Below are 15,548 nucleotides of genomic sequence, written 5' to 3'. Positions count from 1 at the left end.
ACTGCAATATTGTCTGATGTACCGCCATCGCGAGCAGGCTCACTCCTACAAGTCATTCATGCGTGCAGTTGAGTCATGCGATTAGCCAGGTTGGTCGTTTTTGTTCGTCGGGCTCTGGCGGCGATCATTGCCCTTCGGATTGCCGATATCCAGCAACCGTCTTTCCACCAACACATTCTCCAGCGCCTGGCGCTCGAACGGCGCCATTTGGTGTTCGCGCTTTTTCAGCTCCAGCAGAATGGGGCTGGACCAGGTGCGATAAGTCTGTTCGATGTTGCGACGCGACGTCATCAGTCTCTCCTTGATCAAGAGCCCGATCTTGCTGGCAGGGGCTCAATCCGATGAGGGAATAACCTTAGTCGACAAACCCAAGACGCGCGAATGGCTGGCGTTTCTGTGGGAGCGGGCTTGCTCGCGAAAGCGGTGGTTCAGTCGGCACAATTACTGAATGAAATACCGTATTCCCGAGCAAGCCCGCTCCCACAGGGTGTTGTGGTGGGTTTGGGTCAGTCGTCGATGTTCATCAGTTGTTGGACGCCTTGCCAGGCTTCGGCGCGCATGCGTTCGATGTCGAGGCCCGGGATCACGCCGTTGTCGACGACGATTCTGCCGCCCACCAGGCTGTATTTCACGCTGATCGGTTCGCCCGCGACCACCGGGGCGACGGCGCTGTCGTGGAAGCCGTAGAACCGAGGATGATCGAGGCTGTAGACCACCAGATCCGCCGCTTGCCCGACTTCGAGGGTGCCGACGGCGCCAAGGCCCAACACCTGCGCGCCAGCCGCCGTACCCCAGTGAATGACATCTTCAGCGGTAGTCGCCGAGGCGCCTTGTTCGGCGCGGTGGATCAGCCACGCGGTGTTGGCTTCGCCGACCATGCTCCCGGATTCATTCGACGCCACGCCGTCCACACCCAGGGAAATCGGCACGCCGGCCTCATACATCTGCGGCACCGGTGCGACGCCGCTGCCCAGCCGGGCGTTGCTCACCGGGCAATGGGAGATGCCGGTGCCGGTTTGCGCCAGCATGCGGATTTCGCCCGGTTGCAGGTGCACGGCGTGGGCGAACCAGACATCGGGGCCGAGCCATTCGTGTTCGGCGACGAACTCCACCGGCAGGCAGTTGTATTTTTCGCGGCAGAAATTCACGTAGTTCTGCGTTTCCGACAGGTGCGTGTGCAGGCGTAAACCGAGGCCGCGTGCGGTGTGCGCGAGTTCGCGCAGCAGCGTTGGCGGCAGCGAGAACGTCGGTGTGGTCGGGGCGACGACCACGCGGCGCATCGCGTCCGGGGTGTCCTGGTGATACAGCGATTTCAGCCGCTCGATGTCACCGACCATCTGTTCGAGGCTCTCCGGTTGCAGCGCGGTTTTCGAGAAGCCCGGATGTGCGCTGGCCGACTCCAGTGCGCCGCCACGGCACAGCACAAAACGCAGGCCAAATTCATCAGCCATATCAAACAACAGGTCGCCGGTCTCGGTGCTGCCGTGGGCGTGGTAAAGGTAGTGGTGATCAGCGCAGGTGGTGACGCCGGACAGCAGCAACTCGACCATGCCCAGCCGTGCGGCGATCCGCGCCAGTTGCGGGGTAAAGCGGTTGAGGCGCGGGTAGGGCACGCTCGCCAGCCAGCCTTGCAGATCCTGATTCAACCCTTCGGGTACGGCTTTGAGCAGGTTCTGGAACAGGTGATGGTGAGTGTTGATCCAGCCCGGATAGACCACGCAATTGCGCGCGTCGATCACTCGTTCGCCGGGTTGCGGCTCGAGGTTCGCGGCCATTTCAGCGATGCGGCCATTGACCACGCGGATGTCCACAGCGCCGGCCCGTGCGCGAGGGCCGCGCAGGCCGGTCATCACCGCGACCGGGTGCTTGATCAGGATGTTCTGAAGTTGAGTCATGGGCAGCTCCAAACTAAAGGATGTGCGAGGCGGATTTGCTGGCGGTGGTTTCCGCCACGCTGACGCCATTCAGCGCGGCGTTGAGCAGCACCGACACCAGGCAGGCGATGACCACGCTGCTGTGCAGGAACGGCTGCGACCACTCGGGAAGTTGTTTGAACAGGGTGGGGGCGAGCACCGGCACCAGCGCGGCGGCGATGGTGAAACCGACGATCAAAACGTTGTAGCGATTGCGCTCGTAATCGACCTTGGCGAGGGTCTGAATACCCGCCGCCGCGACCACGCCGAACATCGCAATGCCAGCGCCACCGAGGGCGGCGGTGGGCATCGAGGCGATGATCGCGCCGGCCTTGGGCACCAAGGCAATCGAGCACATCAGCAAGCCGCTGACCGCGACCACCCAACGGCTGCGCACGCCGGTGAGGATCACCAGGCCGACGTTTTCCATGAAGGCGATAAAAGGGAACGCCGCGAACATCCCGGCGATGGTGCTGGCCAGACCATTGGCGCGCAGGCCGTTGATCACCTGTTTGTCTTCCACCGGTTTTTCGACGATGTCGCCGATGGCCACGAACAGCCCCATCGACTCGACCATCTGCACGATCATCACCACCACCATGGTCGCGATGGGGATCAGGCTGAAGGTCGGCAAACCGAAGTAGAACGGGTAGGGCACGGTCAGCCACGGCGCTTCTTCAACGCTGTGAAAACTGCCCATCCCGAGGCCATACGCCAGACCGGCGCCGATCAGCATGCCGATCAACACCGCCATGTTGCGCAGCAGCGGGCTGCCATAACGGTTGACCAGCAGAATCGTCAGCAACACCACTACGGCCACGCCGAGGAATGCCGGCGCGCCAAAGTTGCTCGCGTTGCGCCCGCCGCCGACCCATTCATAGGCAATCGGGAACAGCTGCAAACCGATCACAGTGACGATGCAACCGGTCACTACGGGCGGGAAGAAGCGCCGTAATCGACCGACGAAAGGCGCCATCAGCATGGTGAAGATCCCCGCGCCGATCACCGCCCCGCAAACCCCGGCAAACCCTACGTCCGGGTTGCTGCCGATGGCGATCACCGGGCCGACGCTGCTGAACGCCACGCCTTGCAGAATCGGCAGGCGCACGCCGAATTTCCAGAAACCGACGGTTTGCAGGAGGGTGGCGATGCCTGAGCAGAACAGCGTGGTGCTGATCAACACCACCGTGTCGGCGTGGGACATTTTTAAGGCGCTGGCGACAATCAACGGCACGGCGATGGCGCCGATGTACGAGACGGCCATGTGCTGCAGGCCGAGGGTGAGCATCTGTCGCACCGGCAGAATGCGGTCGACGGGATGCACGATGGATGCGTTTTTTGCTGGGGATGTGGCTGACGACATGGGGAAACACCTCTGGCTGTTTTTATGCGGTAGAGAGGGGTATTCGTCTGATGCCTTTGAATCCTGAAACACTGAGATCCCTTGTGGGAGCGAGCCTGCTCGCGAAAGCGTTGTGCCAGTTGACATCATTGTTCAATGGCCCACCGCATTCGCGAGCAGGCTCGCTCCCACAGGTTTTGCAGCGTTTCGCTGATCGGCATCAGTCATTCGTGCTGCGAAGCCGCCATCCACCGGCTTCGATGCCTTGTTTCAGCCTGCCAGGCAGGCGGCGAAGCCCTGGTTCAGAGCCGCGCGGTCCAGGTCGCGGCCGATGAAGACGATCTTGCTTGAGCGCGGCTCCGTGCCCCACGCGGTCGAGGCGCGGAACTCCACCAGGCTGTGCACGCCTTGCAGCACGTAGCGCTGGTTCTCGTTGGCCACGGCGAGCACGCCTTTCATGCGATAGAGGTTGTCGGCCTGGGACGAACGCAGTTCGCTGATCCAGCGATGGAACGCCATCAGGTTGACCGCGCCGTCGACGGCGATGCCTACCGATGACACGCTTGGATCGTGTTGGTGATCCTGCTCTTCAATAGAGTGCTCAGCGTGATGCTCATGGTCGTGATGATCGTGATCGTGCTGCTCCGCGCCGATTTCCATGAGCTTCTGCGTGCATTCAAATGCGCCGATACCGAGGATTTTCGTCAGGTCGATTTGCGCATGGGTCGAGGTCACCAGTTCCGCTGTGGCATTCAAGCCACGGATCTTGCTGCGCAGCGTTTCCACTTCGGCGCTGCTGACCAGATCGACCTTGTTGATGACGATCCGGTCGGCGCAGACGATCTGATCCACCGCCTGATTATCGACGCCATCGAGTTGCAGATCCTCCAGGTGCTGGGCGATGTGTTTGGCGTCAACCATGGTCACGATCGCGTCGAGTTCGACTTCATCGGCGATCGGATCATTGATGAAAAAGCTTTGCGCCACCGGGTATGGATCGGCCAGGCCGCTGGTTTCGATGAGGATGTGATCGAGGCGCACCGGGCGCGCCACGAGCTCACGGACGATGCGCACCAGATCCTCGCGAACCTCGGCGGTGCAGCATACGCAGCCGTTGACCATCTCGTAGATTTCTTCGGTTTCCGAGCTGAGGACGAGGTCGCCGTCGATGCCGACTTCACCGAATTCGTTTTCGATAACGGCGATTTTGCGACCGTGGTTTTCTTTGAGGATGTAATTGAGCAGGGTGGTTTTACCGGCACCGAGAAAGCCGGTGAGGATGGTCACGGGAATTTTGGTGTTGCGCGTTGGGGCGTTGAATGGAGTGTTCATCTAAAGCTCCTCAGGTGTTTTTGTCGGAGTGAGATCAAATGTGGGAGCTAGCCTGCTAGCGAATGCGGTGTGTCATCCAGCGGTAATGGCGACTGATTCACCGCTTTCGCGAGCAGGCTCGCTCCCACTGGGTTCTTGGTGTTCTCGCCATCGTTGGGCGACGCCGGCATCAAGGCCGAACAGGTCGAGCACGCGGCCGAGGCTGTGGTCGACCATTTGCGCGAGGTTTTCCGGCCGGGCGTAGAAGGCCGGCACCGGCGGGGCGATGATCCCGCCCATCTCGGTGACGGCAGTCATGTTGCGCAGGTGGGCGAGGGTCAGCGGGGTTTCGCGGGCCATCAGCACCAGCGTGCGGCGTTCCTTGAGGGTGACGTCGGCGGCGCGGCCGATCAGCCCCGATGAGGTGCCAGTGGCAATCTCTGCAAGCGTCCTCATCGAACACGGCGCCACCACCATCCCGAGGCAGCGAAACGAGCCGCTGGCAATCCCGGCGGCGACGTCATCGGCGCGGTGGTAATGACTGGCCAGCGCGGTGACGTCGGCGAGTTTGTAATCCGTCTCGTGGGCCATGGTCAGCAGTGCGGCGCGGCTGATGATCAGGTGGCTTTCGATGTCCAGCTCGGCGAGCAATTGCAGCAGGCGCACGCCGTAGATGAAGCCGGACGCGCCGCTGATGCCGACCACCATCCGTTGCCGGTTCACGACTCAAGACCTTTGAGCAAAAGCCGCGCGCGTTCGAGTACATCCTGATCGAGCTGCGCCTTGATCCCGTCGAAAGCCGAACCGCGTGTGGCATCCAGGCCCATCCGCGAAGTGGTGCCATTGACCGAGGACGAAGGATCGAGCGGACTGCCCGGCAAGCCATCAATGGTGAAAATATCCAGATGCGGCTGGAAGTGCGTGGCCAGCGCCCACAGCACCTGGCTGTCATCGCTGATGTCGATATCGCTGTCCACCGCGATCACGGTTTTCAGGTACGGATCCCAGCCGAGCAGGGCCAGCATGATCTGCCGCGCTTCGCCGTCGCGGCTCTGGTCCAGCGCCACATAGCAATGAAAATGCGTGCCGGAGTTCGGGTAATGCACAGCGGTGACGGCGGGGAAACGTGCCTTGAGTTTTTCGCTCATTTCCGCTTCGCGCGGCAGGCGGGCGAGGGTCAAATGCTCGGCATAGCGGCCGCCCATCACGTCGACCAGCCAGGCGTCCTTGCGCCGCAACAGGGTATCGACGCGCAAGACGTTGTTGGTCGAGCGATCCGAGGAATAACCGCTGAACTCGCCGAACGGACCTTCCTCGGCATACGCCGCCGGATCGATAGTGCCTTCCAGCACGAACTCGGCAGAGGCCGGGACACCGATGCCGTAGCGCGGGGTTTTCACCAACTCCAGCGGTGCGCCGAACAGCCCGCCGGCGACGGCGCGTTCATCAGCGCCATACGGCAAGCGCGCAGCAGCGGCGAGCATGAACAGCGGGTGCGCGCCCACCACCATTGCCACACGCAATTCTTCGCCACGTTCGCGCGCGGTTTGCAGCATCCGCCACAGGTGGCCGCGTGAGTGCAGGCTGGTGGCGAGGGCTTGGCGGGCGTGGCGCATCGAGCGGTGATAGCTCATGTTGGCGATGCCGGTCAGCGGGTCTTCGGCGATGATGATCGCGTTGGTGATGTACGGGCCGCGATCGCTGTCGAAATGCTTGAGCATCGGCAGCAGCGCCAGATCCAGCGATTCGCCTTCAAAGACTTCATCGAGAATCGGGCCGCTCTCCACGTAACGCGGTGCGATCGGATTATTGGCGCGGGTCTGGAAGGTTTCGTGCAGCTGCGCCGGCGTTACGCCAAACAGCCGGGCGATGCGGGTCCGCGAGGCGAACATATTGCTTGCCACCGGCACGCCGAGGTTGCCGACATTTTCGCAGATCAGCAGTGGATCGCGGCCCTGGGCGGCGAGGGCATCGACCAGGGCGGTAACGTCCTGATCGGCAGAAATGGTTTGGGTGATGGTCAGCACATCGTCCGGGTACTCACGGCGATAGGCGTCGATGAACACGTGAAAGTCCTGAGAATCGCCGAGCGTCGAACGGGTCATGGTTTCACCTCGTAAAAAGCAGGCACGCAGGGGTGAGAGGGCGTTCGCGCGGCCAGCCGTTGGCCTGCCGGTCGAGCGAAACGCCGGGTCATCTTCGTGCCTGTAAAGTCGCTGTGTGCCTGGGTTGAGCCCGGATCCCCTGTGGGAGCGGGCTTGCTCGCGAATGCGGTGTGTCATTCAGCAATTACGGTGACTGATCCACCGCTTTCGCGAGCAAGCCCGGTCCCACATTGGGTTTTGTGTGTGGCTACAGATAGGTGGTGGTCAGGCGTATGTCGGCCTCGGCCAGATCCTTCGGCGGTGGCGTCGGTTCGATCCCGCACAACCGGGCGATGTTGTTGCCCAGGTAGTCCTCGAGATGATCCTCATCAATCCCCAAGCCCTGCGGCGCCGGCGAGCACAACACCTCCAGTTCCCTTAGCCACATCCCCGGCTCATTCGGCGGTGAGTCCGTGCCGAACACGATCTTGTTGCGCGGCAGTTCCTTGGCGAATTCGACGATCCGCGACTGGAAGCACCAGCCCGATTCGCAATACACGTTCGGCGTGTCCATCGCCATCCAGAACGCTTCGAACGAGTAGTTGCCGCCGGTCTGGATACCGAAGTGGCCGATGATGAAATTGACCATCGGGAACTCGCGGATGATCGGGTAGAACATCGTCGGAATCGTGTATGGGCCATCGCCGGTGTGGATCAACACAACGATGTTGTACTTGGCGCAGACTTTCATCGCCGGACGCAGCCAGTCGAGTGCGCGATCCGGGCGATAGCCGTGCATGTTGGCGTGCAGCTTGAGCATCTTGAAGCCGTATTCCTTGATGTGGAATTCCAGCTCCGCTGCACCGTTTTCCGGTCCCCAGCGCGGGTTGAAGTTGAAGTTGCCGATGAAGCGATCGGGGTATTTCATGCACAGTTCGGCGATGTACGACATGTAGTCGCGCACGCCTTCGCGGCCCCGGCGGTTGCCGTCGCGATAGCCGGTGTTGCCCGGTGGCGGCTGGATGAAACCCATGTCGATGCGGCGTGGTTTGCCGTTGATCATGTATGGGCCGTCCATCAACTTGAGCATGCGCTCGCCGGTGAACGGTTCGCCGGTGTGGCGCCAGGCCTCGTCGACCAGGTTGGTGGGGTGCAGATGGGTGTCGATGATCATCGGTTCAGCTCCTGGCCAGTTGAGTGGTGACGGGACGCTTGAGTTGCGCCTCTGCTTCGGAAACGGAACGTGGTGGCGGGGTCGGTTCGAGGCCGATCATCCGCGCGGTGTTGTTGCCCAAGTAGTCTTCAAGAGTGTCCTCGTCGAGATTCAGGCCTTGTGGCGGCTCGTGGCAGAGCACTTCGAGCAGGCGCAGCCACATGCCCGGTTCGTTCGGCGGCGTGTCGGTGCCGAAGAGGATTTTGTGCGTCGGCAAGACCTTGGCGAATTCGACGATTCGCGATTGCAGACACCAGCCGGATTCGCAGTAGACGTTGGGCAATTCCATCGCCCATTGCATCGGTTCGAACACATAGACGCCGCCGGTCTGCACGCCGAAGTGGGCCATGATGAAATTGACGTTGGGGAATTCCTTGATCATCGGCACCCATTCCGACGGGATGCTGTAAGGGCCGTCGCCGGTGTGCAGCTTGACCGGAATGCCCAGCTCGGCGCATTTCTCGAAGCATGGGCGCACCCAGTCGAGCGCTCGATCAGGACGGTAGGCGTGCATGTTGGCCTGCATCTGCACCATGCCGAAACCGTGTTCCTTGACGTAGCGCTCGATCGCTTCGACGCCGTTTTCCACACCGCAGCGCGGGTTGTAGACGAAGCAGCCGATGAAGCGATCCGGGTAGGTCTGGACCATTTTCAGGGTGTAGGCCATGTAAGCGTCGATGGATTCACGGCCGGTCAGGTCGCCGTCGGTCCAGGTGTAAATCGTGTTGCCTTGCGGCGGCTGGATGAAGGCTTTGTCAATGCGGCGAGCCTTGCCATTGACCATGTACGGGCCATCCATCATCTCCAGCAGACGCTCGCCGGTGAACGGGTCACCGTCATGCCTCCAGGCGAGGTCCACGAGATCCGTGGGATAGCAGCTGATATCGATGATCATTGCAGTCGATCTCCTGATAGCGGGGAAGGGAGCCTTGCGGCTCTCGGCATCCACGTCCCGGGCAATCGGCCGTTGCTATGCGCAAGACACGCGCATTCCCTCGCCTGTTCGCATCCGGCCCGGGTGGGTGGCTGCTGAGGGCGAGTATTGGAAGGCGGGGTTGGGTTCGTACAATATTAATTGGGCGGGGTGGTGATACTTGTTCGATATGGGTGCATCAAGATCAAAAGATCGCAGCCTTCGGCAGCTCCTACGGGGATCGGTGTAGGAGCTGCCGCAGGCTGCGATCTTTTGATCTTCGGTGGTTGTGGCTGCCTCTTCGCGAGCAAGCTCGCTCCCACAGGGGGAACCCATTCCAATGTGGGAGCGGGCTTGCTCGCGAAGGCGTCAGGACTGTGTTTGCAAAGCCAACAGTTTGATCGCCTCAACCACCGGCGCCACACGCTCAGCCTGCCCATGTGGCCACACCGCATAGAGGTTGTAATGCGCCGCAATCTGCGCCTCGTTCAACGCCACCAACCGCCCACTGCGCAAGGCATCGGCGGCGAGTAATCCGCGCACCAGCCCCGCACCAACGCCAGCTTCGGCAGCGGCGATAAGGTTGGCAGCATTATCAAAAATCACCCGCGCCGCTGGCTCTGTCGGCGTCATCCCGGCCGCATCCAGCCACGGAATCCACGAGCGCCGCGTATATCCCAGCAACGGTAACTGAAGAATCTGCGCCGGACTCAACGGCACCTGCAAACCATAGCGCTCCAGCAACGCCGGCGCAGCCACCGCCAGCACCCGATCGCCACAAATCTGCGTCATCTCGCAGTCATCCCAATCGCCATAGCCATAGCGCAACGCCAGATCAACCCGCTCAAACGTGCAGCGATCACTGCGCGGCATCGACAGTAACGTCACCTCGTAATCCGGCAACCCATCGAGCAACTGCGGCAGTCGCGGATTGAGCCAGCTCTGTGCCAGTTCACTGTCGACATCCAGGGTCAAACGCTGCGCCACGCTGCGGTTTTTCACCGAGGAAATCGCCCGGTCAATCTGCGCCAGACCATCCGACAAGACACTGGCAAACAACTGCCCTGCATCGGTCAGATTGCTGCCGCCGCCTTCACGCACGAACAGCGGCTGGCCGATGAAATCTTCCAGCGCGCGGATCTGCTGACTGATCGCGCTGTGGGTCAGATCAAGTTTGCGCGCGGCGCTGGAGAAACTGCCGCTACGCGCCGCGTGGATAAACGCGCTCATGGACTGTACCGACGGGTATCGCTTGTACATGTTGTTAGTCCTGCTTACAGCGGTTGGCAGAAATCGTCGCTGGCCGCGTGTTGCTCAGGGTTCCAATAATCGGTGACCAGGCCCGCACAAAGACGGGCCGCTCTTTTGGAGCCTGACAATGATTGCATTCACGGTTAACGGCGAACGACGCGAGCTGGATGAAGCGTCCTCCTCCATGCCCTTGTTATGGGTCTTGCGTGATCAACTGAAACTCACCGGCACCAAGTTCGGTTGCGGCATGGGCCTGTGCGGTGCCTGCACCGTGCACCTGGATGGCGTCGCGGTGCGTTCCTGCCAATTGCCGGCGGCCGCCGTCGCGGGCCATAGCATCACCACTATCGAGGGGTTGTCGCCGACACAAAACCATCCGCTGCAACTGGCCTGGGTCGCCGAAGATGTGCCGCAATGCGGCTACTGTCAATCCGGGCAGATCATGTCCGCTGCGTCGTTGCTCAACACCGGTGCGGCGGTGACTGACGATTCGATCCGCAATGCGATGTCCGGAAATATCTGCCGTTGCGGCACCTACGGGCGCATCAACAAAGCCATCAAACGCGCGGCGAATGCGCCGAAGGAAGCCTGATGAGCCTCATCGACGATACCCGCATCGAACTGCCGCGCCGGGTATTTCTCAAGCAAGCGGCGACCGTGGCTTCAGGCCTGGCGATTGCCCTGTACCTGCCGAGCGGTATTGCCACCAGCGACCCGAAAGCCCCGGCACCGGCCAACGAATTCGAACCGAATGCCTGGGTGCGCATCTTCCCCGACGGCACGGTGAAACTGGTCGTACACAAGCACGATTCCGGCACCGGCACACAAACGGCATTGGCTGCGTGCGTGGCCGAAGAGCTCGACGTCAACCCGATGACCGTGCAGGTGATCACACCGGAAGATCCATTCTTCGAAACCTACATTCATCCGATCTGGAAAGTCTTCTCGACTGGCGGCAGCACCAGCGTTTCCCTCGAATACGATCGCTTGCGCATGGCCGGCGCCACAGCGCGGGCGCTATTGATTACAGCAGCGGCGAAACAGTGGAAAGTCAGCCCCGACAGTTGCACCACCGAGGACGGTCGGGTGGTGCACGCGTCGAGCAAACGCAGCCTCGGCTACGGCGAACTGGTCGGCGTGGCGGCGCATCTGCCGGCGCCGGCCCACGTCACCCTGAAAGAACCGGCGCAGTTCAAATACATCGGCAAGCTGCGCCACAAGCGTGACGCAGCCGCCAAGGTCTGCGGGCGCTTCAAGTACAGCATCGACGTGCAACTGCCGGACATGCTGGTCGCAGTGATTCAACGTGCGCCAGTGGTCGGTGCAAAAGTGCTCAGCGTCGATTCAGCAGCCGCTCTGCAAATGCCGGGCGTGCGTAAAGTGCTGGCGATTCCGGGGCGTCCCGATGTGCTCGGCGGTAATCTGGAAGGCGTCGCGGTGCTGGCAGATACCTTCTGGGCGGCGCAGCAGGGCCGCAAAGTGCTGGAGATCAAGTGGAGCGATTCGCCGCTGGCCGGTTTTGACAGTGAACAGTTGTCCAGCGCTCAAGCCAAAGCCATCGGCGATCCTGCATCGCAAACCGTCAAAGCCATGACCCACGGTGATGTCGCCGGGCAATGGGTGGGCGCGGCGAAGCTGATCGAAGCCGATTACACCATGCCCTACAAAGTACAAAACCCGCTGGAACCGATCTGCATCACCGCGCAGGTCAAGGACCGCGCGATCACTTACTGGGGCGGCGTGCAGGTGCCGTCGTCGGCGCTGGAAGCGGCGCAAACCGTGTGCGGAATCGACAAGGCCAACGTGACCATTCATGAGTTGGTCTCTGGCGGCAGCTTCGGTGCGCGGGAGGCCAAATACTGGTTGTTCGAGGTCGCGTATCTGGCGCAGAAAACCGGCGTACCGGTGAAGTTGCTCAACAGTCGCGAAGACGAAATGCATGCGCTGTTCAATCACCCGGCGACCTTGCATCGGGTCAAAGGCGCGCTCGACGCTCAAGGCAAACTCACCGCGCTGCAACTGCACGCGGTGTCGCCAGCCTCGCCGGAGCAGTGGGAGCCGGGTTATTTCGAACGTCCAGACAAGATGGATTACAGCACCACCGAAGCGATCACTGCGTGGGACTTCGCCTATCGTCCGCCGCACCTGGAATTGAACTGGGTCAAGCACGAAAGCGATGTGCCGAGCGGTTGGTATCGCTCGGTGAGTTTCATCCCCAACGTGTTTGCCGTGGAAAGTTTCATGGATGAACTGGCCCATGCGGCGGGCGAAGATCCGTTGGCGTTCCGGCTGGCCAACATGCACGAGCGGCCTCGCCATGTCGCGGTGCTCAAACAGGCTGCCGAGCGTGCGGGATGGGGGCAGCCGTTGCCAGCGGGCACGGCGCTGGGGATCGCGACCAATCAGGGCTACACCAGTTTTATCGCGGTAGTCGCGCGGGTCGCGACGGTGGATGGCAAGCCGAAAATCGAGAAACTCACCTGCGTGGTCGATTGCGGTTTGGCCGTGTCGCCGGGCGGTGTCGAGGAGCAGATCTACGGCGGCTTGATGTGGGGCTTTGGTCACGCGTTGTTCGATCGACTCGAGATCAAACAGGGCAGGGTGGTGCAGAGCAACTTCCACGACTACCGCGTCACGCGCATGTCCGATATGCCGGCCACCGACATCCTGGTGCTTGACGGTGAACCGAGCAAACCCGGCGGCGTTGGCGAGTTGGGCAGCCCTTCGGTGGTGCCGGCCATCGCCAATGCCTTGTTCGCGCTGACTGGCGTACGCCAGCGTTCGACGCCACTGAGCCTGGGATAAATCGCCATGGACTTGCGCCTGTTGCGGTACTTCATGGCGTTGGCCGATGAGTTGCACTTCGGTCGCGCTGCCGAGCGCTTGCACATCTGCCAGCCGCCGCTGAGTCAGCAGATTCGTTTGCTGGAAGAAGAACTCGGCACGCCGCTGTTCGAGCGTAGCCATCATCGGGTCGAGCTGACGGCGGCGGGGCAGATGCTCAAGGAGCAGGCGCCGCTGGTCTTCGAGCAGCTCGAGCGGGCGCTGGATCTGACGCGGCAGACCGGCCGTGGTCAGCTCGGTGAACTGGAAATCGGCATGATCAGTTCGGTGATGGTCGGCGTGCTGCCGCGAGCCTTGCACCTGTTTCGCGAGCGCTACCCGCAGGTCAATTGGCGCTTGCACGAGATGACCCCGGCGGCGCAGGTCAAGGCATTGAAGGAGAAACGCATCGATGCCTGCGTGTTTCGCGTCGGTTATGACGACCCGCTGTTGCGCAATGAACTGCTGATCTATGAACCGATTCATGTGGTGATGCCGGCGGATCATCCATTGGCTGAGCGGGAAGTGCTGGCGCCGGCGGACCTGGCGCAGGAGCCGTTTGTCGCGCTGGAGCTGAAGCAGTCGCGGTTCGCCAATTTTCTCTATCAGTGCTGCATTCAGGCCGGGTTTACGCCGCAGATCCGCCAGCAGGTGATCGAGGTGCAGACCTTGCTCAGCCTGGTGCGCGCAGGTTTCGGCGTGGCGCTGTTGCCAGCGTCCATCGAGCAATTGGCGCCGGCGGGGCTGGTGTTTCGACGCCTGACCCCGGCGTTGCCGGAAGTGCCGTTGTACGCGACGTACCGCGCAGATGATGCCTCCCCCGTCCTGAAACTCTTCCTCGACACGTTGCGTGAGTTGGCCGAAACCTCAAGCCAACACTGAACCCCTGTAGGAGTGAGCCTGCTCGCGATAGCGGTGTGTCAGTCAAGATATAAGCTAAATGACACACTGCTATCGCGAGCAGGCTCACTCCTACAGGGGATAGGTGGTGTTGCGCAAATTATTGGTTCGGCACGATCACGGGGCGCTGCGGTCGTAATCTTCACATGGGCGTATCACTTGTGGAGATCCAATGAGCCAGGAAGTCCTGACCACCGAAACCAATCGCCGCCAGTTGCAGCAAATCATCGCCGGGCTGTCGGACGGGGTGATTTTGCTGGAGCTGGACCAGAGCATTCTTTGGGCCAACGAAGCCGCGCTGGCCATGCACGGTGTCAGCCGGATCACTGACCTGGGCCACAATGCCGATGAATACGCCAAACAGTTCAACCTGCGCTATCGCAACAATCACTCGATCACCGCTGAAAACTACCCGATCAGCCGCGTGGCGCGCTGTGAGAGTTTTAATGACGTGCTGATCGAAGTGTCGCCAACCGATGATCCGGAGCGCATCTGGGTACACAGCGTGCGCAGCATGATCCTCACCGATCGCGAAGGGCAGCCCGAGTCGCTGGTGCTGATCATGAGCGACGTCACCGACTGGGCCAACGCCGAGCAGCGCTTCGAAAAGACCTTCAACGCCAATCCGGCGCCGGCGGTGATCTGCCGTCTCAGCGACCTGCGCTACATCAAGGTCAATCCGGGGTTTCTGGAAATGACCGGCTACACCCGTGATCAAGTGATCGGCACCTCGGCCTATGAGATCGATATTTTTGAGCGAGCCGAGAAAAGGGATCTGGCGATCCAGCGTCTGCGCGACGTTGCGACCATTCCGCAAATGCAGGCTGAGCTGCGCTTGCCCGATGGCAGCAGCAAGCAAGTGATCGTTGCCGGGCAAACGCTGACGCTCAACGATGAGGATTGCATGCTGTTCTCCTTCGTCGATATGGAATTGCGCCACAAGGCTGAAGTGGCGCTGCGCCAAAGCGAAGAGCGCTTTGCCAAGGCGTTCCGTCTGACGCCCGTGCCGATCCTGATTTGCAGCGCTGACGAGCAGCAGATCATCGACGTCAATCAAGCCTTCCTCGAAACCCTCGCCTACGACAGCAGCGAGGTGCTCGGCAAGACCGTGACGCAGCTGGATTTCATCGATGACAACGGCGCACGCACGCGGTTGCTGGCAGCGCTGGAGAAAAATGGCCGGGTTGATCGGGTCGATGTGCGCGTGCGCAAGAAGGACGCCGAACTGCTCGAGTTCGCGCTGTCTGCCGACACTGTGAATATCCAGGACATTCCCTGCTATCTGCTGGTATTGATGGACATCACCGAGCGCAAGCGCACCGAGCTTGAGCTGGTGGCAGCGATTGAAGAGGTGATGAAAGACGCTTCGTGGTTCAGCCGTACGCTGATCGAAAAGCTGGCCAATGTGAAGAAGGTCAACTCGCCGCAGCTGCCGAGCGTGTCGTTCACTGACCTGACGGCACGTGAACGCGATGTACTCGGGTTGATCTGCGAAGGGTTGGCGGACAAGGAGATCGCCGCACGGCTGAAACTCGCGCCAAATACCGTGCGCAATCATGTCGCAACAGTGTATTCCAAGCTCGATGTGCACAGCCGCAGCGAGGCGATTGTCTGGGCGCGGGAGCGTGGTCTGTTTGCCGGCGACTGGGCCGGCAAGGGCCAGCGATGAGGTGCAAATGCACTAGTGCGAGGGGTGCAAATTGAGGTGTCTTGACGAGGCCGCTGTTCCTAGTCTGGTGGGGTGCGATACGAGCCTTTTCGGGCTTGGGATCGTGTCCCGTCGAAGCCGTCAAAGGAA

The 15,548-nt window shown here is 61.2% G+C and carries 13 protein-coding genes; 4 read left to right on the top strand and 9 right to left on the bottom strand.

Going from position 1 to position 15,548, the window contains the following annotated elements; all coding sequences use genetic code 11:
• Positions 1 to 81: 81 nt before the first annotated feature.
• The 9 genes from C2E19_RS17875 to C2E19_RS17825 all read right to left on the bottom strand — a co-directional run bounded on the left by C2E19_RS17875 (position 82) and on the right by C2E19_RS17825 (position 10,036).
• On the bottom strand, positions 82 to 291 hold the full coding sequence (locus C2E19_RS17875; protein ID WP_129394405.1) for a hypothetical protein: 210 nt from the start codon (positions 289 to 291) through the stop codon (positions 82 to 84).
• Positions 292 to 506: 215 nt separating this feature from the next.
• Positions 507 to 1,895 carry an amidohydrolase family protein gene (locus C2E19_RS17865; protein WP_129394404.1) on the bottom strand — a complete coding sequence of 463 codons (1,389 nt, stop codon included), beginning with the start codon at positions 1,893 to 1,895 and terminating at the stop codon, positions 507 to 509.
• A 13-nt stretch (positions 1,896 to 1,908) separates the two neighbouring features.
• The gene (locus C2E19_RS17860) at positions 1,909 to 3,276 is read right to left on the bottom strand and encodes a nucleobase:cation symporter-2 family protein (protein ID WP_129394403.1); all 1,368 of its coding nucleotides are present in this window, start codon (positions 3,274 to 3,276) and stop codon (positions 1,909 to 1,911) included.
• Between the two features lie 249 nt (positions 3,277 to 3,525).
• The gene (locus tag C2E19_RS17850; protein ID WP_129394402.1) at positions 3,526 to 4,587 is read right to left on the bottom strand and encodes a GTP-binding protein; all 1,062 of its coding nucleotides are present in this window, start codon (positions 4,585 to 4,587) and stop codon (positions 3,526 to 3,528) included.
• A 72-nt stretch (positions 4,588 to 4,659) separates the two neighbouring features.
• The gene (locus C2E19_RS17845; protein WP_164979476.1) at positions 4,660 to 5,274 is read right to left on the bottom strand and encodes a UbiX family flavin prenyltransferase; all 615 of its coding nucleotides are present in this window, start codon (positions 5,272 to 5,274) and stop codon (positions 4,660 to 4,662) included.
• Between the two features lie 11 nt (positions 5,275 to 5,285).
• A complete protein-coding gene (locus C2E19_RS17840; protein ID WP_129394400.1) occupies positions 5,286 to 6,671 on the bottom strand; it encodes a UbiD family decarboxylase in 1,386 nt (461 codons plus the stop codon).
• A gap of 247 nt (positions 6,672 to 6,918) precedes the next feature.
• Entirely contained in the window at positions 6,919 to 7,824 is a 906-nt protein-coding gene (locus C2E19_RS17835; protein WP_008081961.1) for an amidohydrolase family protein, read from the bottom strand.
• A 4-nt stretch (positions 7,825 to 7,828) separates the two neighbouring features.
• Positions 7,829 to 8,758 carry an amidohydrolase family protein gene (locus C2E19_RS17830; protein WP_129394399.1) on the bottom strand — a complete coding sequence of 310 codons (930 nt, stop codon included), beginning with the start codon at positions 8,756 to 8,758 and terminating at the stop codon, positions 7,829 to 7,831.
• A gap of 387 nt (positions 8,759 to 9,145) precedes the next feature.
• The gene (locus C2E19_RS17825) at positions 9,146 to 10,036 is read right to left on the bottom strand and encodes a LysR substrate-binding domain-containing protein (RefSeq protein ID WP_129394398.1); all 891 of its coding nucleotides are present in this window, start codon (positions 10,034 to 10,036) and stop codon (positions 9,146 to 9,148) included.
• 118 nt (positions 10,037 to 10,154) lie between these two features.
• On the opposite strand from C2E19_RS17825, the gene C2E19_RS17820 reads away from it, so the two are divergent.
• The 4 genes from C2E19_RS17820 to C2E19_RS17805 all read left to right on the top strand — a co-directional run bounded on the left by C2E19_RS17820 (position 10,155) and on the right by C2E19_RS17805 (position 15,419).
• Positions 10,155 to 10,619, top strand: a complete 465-nt coding sequence (locus C2E19_RS17820) for a (2Fe-2S)-binding protein (protein ID WP_129394397.1) — start codon at positions 10,155 to 10,157, stop codon at positions 10,617 to 10,619.
• On the top strand, positions 10,619 to 12,832 hold the full coding sequence (locus C2E19_RS17815) for a xanthine dehydrogenase family protein molybdopterin-binding subunit (RefSeq protein WP_129394396.1): 2,214 nt from the start codon (positions 10,619 to 10,621) through the stop codon (positions 12,830 to 12,832). Before C2E19_RS17820 ends, C2E19_RS17815 begins: the two co-directional genes overlap by 1 nt.
• Positions 12,833 to 12,838: 6 nt before the next feature.
• A complete protein-coding gene (locus C2E19_RS17810; RefSeq protein WP_129394395.1) occupies positions 12,839 to 13,732 on the top strand; it encodes a LysR substrate-binding domain-containing protein in 894 nt (297 codons plus the stop codon).
• 190 nt (positions 13,733 to 13,922) lie between these two features.
• Positions 13,923 to 15,419 (top strand): helix-turn-helix transcriptional regulator, encoded by a 1,497-nt coding sequence (locus C2E19_RS17805; RefSeq protein WP_129394394.1) that lies wholly within the window; start codon positions 13,923 to 13,925, stop codon positions 15,417 to 15,419.
• Positions 15,420 to 15,548: the final 129 nt, after the last annotated feature.

The sequence above is a fragment of the Pseudomonas sp. DTU12.3 genome (genome assembly GCF_004124275.1).
GTDB classification, from domain to species: Bacteria; Pseudomonadota; Gammaproteobacteria; order Pseudomonadales; family Pseudomonadaceae; genus Aquipseudomonas; species Aquipseudomonas helmanticensis.
This window is presented reverse-complemented; position numbering and strand designations above follow the sequence as displayed.

Coding starts and splice junctions, on each gene's coding strand:
- C2E19_RS17820 (WP_129394397.1), top strand. CDS start 10,155: ATGATTGCATTCACGGTTAACGGCGAACGACGCGAGCTGGATGAAGCG.
- C2E19_RS17860 (WP_129394403.1), bottom strand. CDS start 3,276: ATGTCGTCAGCCACATCCCCAGCAAAAAACGCATCCATCGTGCATCCC.
- C2E19_RS17835 (WP_008081961.1), bottom strand. CDS start 7,824: ATGATCATCGACACCCATCTGCACCCCACCAACCTGGTCGACGAGGCC.
- C2E19_RS17805 (WP_129394394.1), top strand. CDS start 13,923: ATGAGCCAGGAAGTCCTGACCACCGAAACCAATCGCCGCCAGTTGCAG.
- C2E19_RS17840 (WP_129394400.1), bottom strand. CDS start 6,671: ATGACCCGTTCGACGCTCGGCGATTCTCAGGACTTTCACGTGTTCATC.
- C2E19_RS17875 (WP_129394405.1), bottom strand. CDS start 291: ATGACGTCGCGTCGCAACATCGAACAGACTTATCGCACCTGGTCCAGC.
- C2E19_RS17845 (WP_164979476.1), bottom strand. CDS start 5,274: ATGGTGGTCGGCATCAGCGGCGCGTCCGGCTTCATCTACGGCGTGCGC.
- C2E19_RS17810 (WP_129394395.1), top strand. CDS start 12,839: ATGGACTTGCGCCTGTTGCGGTACTTCATGGCGTTGGCCGATGAGTTG.
- C2E19_RS17815 (WP_129394396.1), top strand. CDS start 10,619: ATGAGCCTCATCGACGATACCCGCATCGAACTGCCGCGCCGGGTATTT.
- C2E19_RS17865 (WP_129394404.1), bottom strand. CDS start 1,895: ATGACTCAACTTCAGAACATCCTGATCAAGCACCCGGTCGCGGTGATG.
- C2E19_RS17830 (WP_129394399.1), bottom strand. CDS start 8,758: ATGATCATCGATATCAGCTGCTATCCCACGGATCTCGTGGACCTCGCC.
- C2E19_RS17825 (WP_129394398.1), bottom strand. CDS start 10,036: ATGTACAAGCGATACCCGTCGGTACAGTCCATGAGCGCGTTTATCCAC.
- C2E19_RS17850 (WP_129394402.1), bottom strand. CDS start 4,587: ATGAACACTCCATTCAACGCCCCAACGCGCAACACCAAAATTCCCGTG.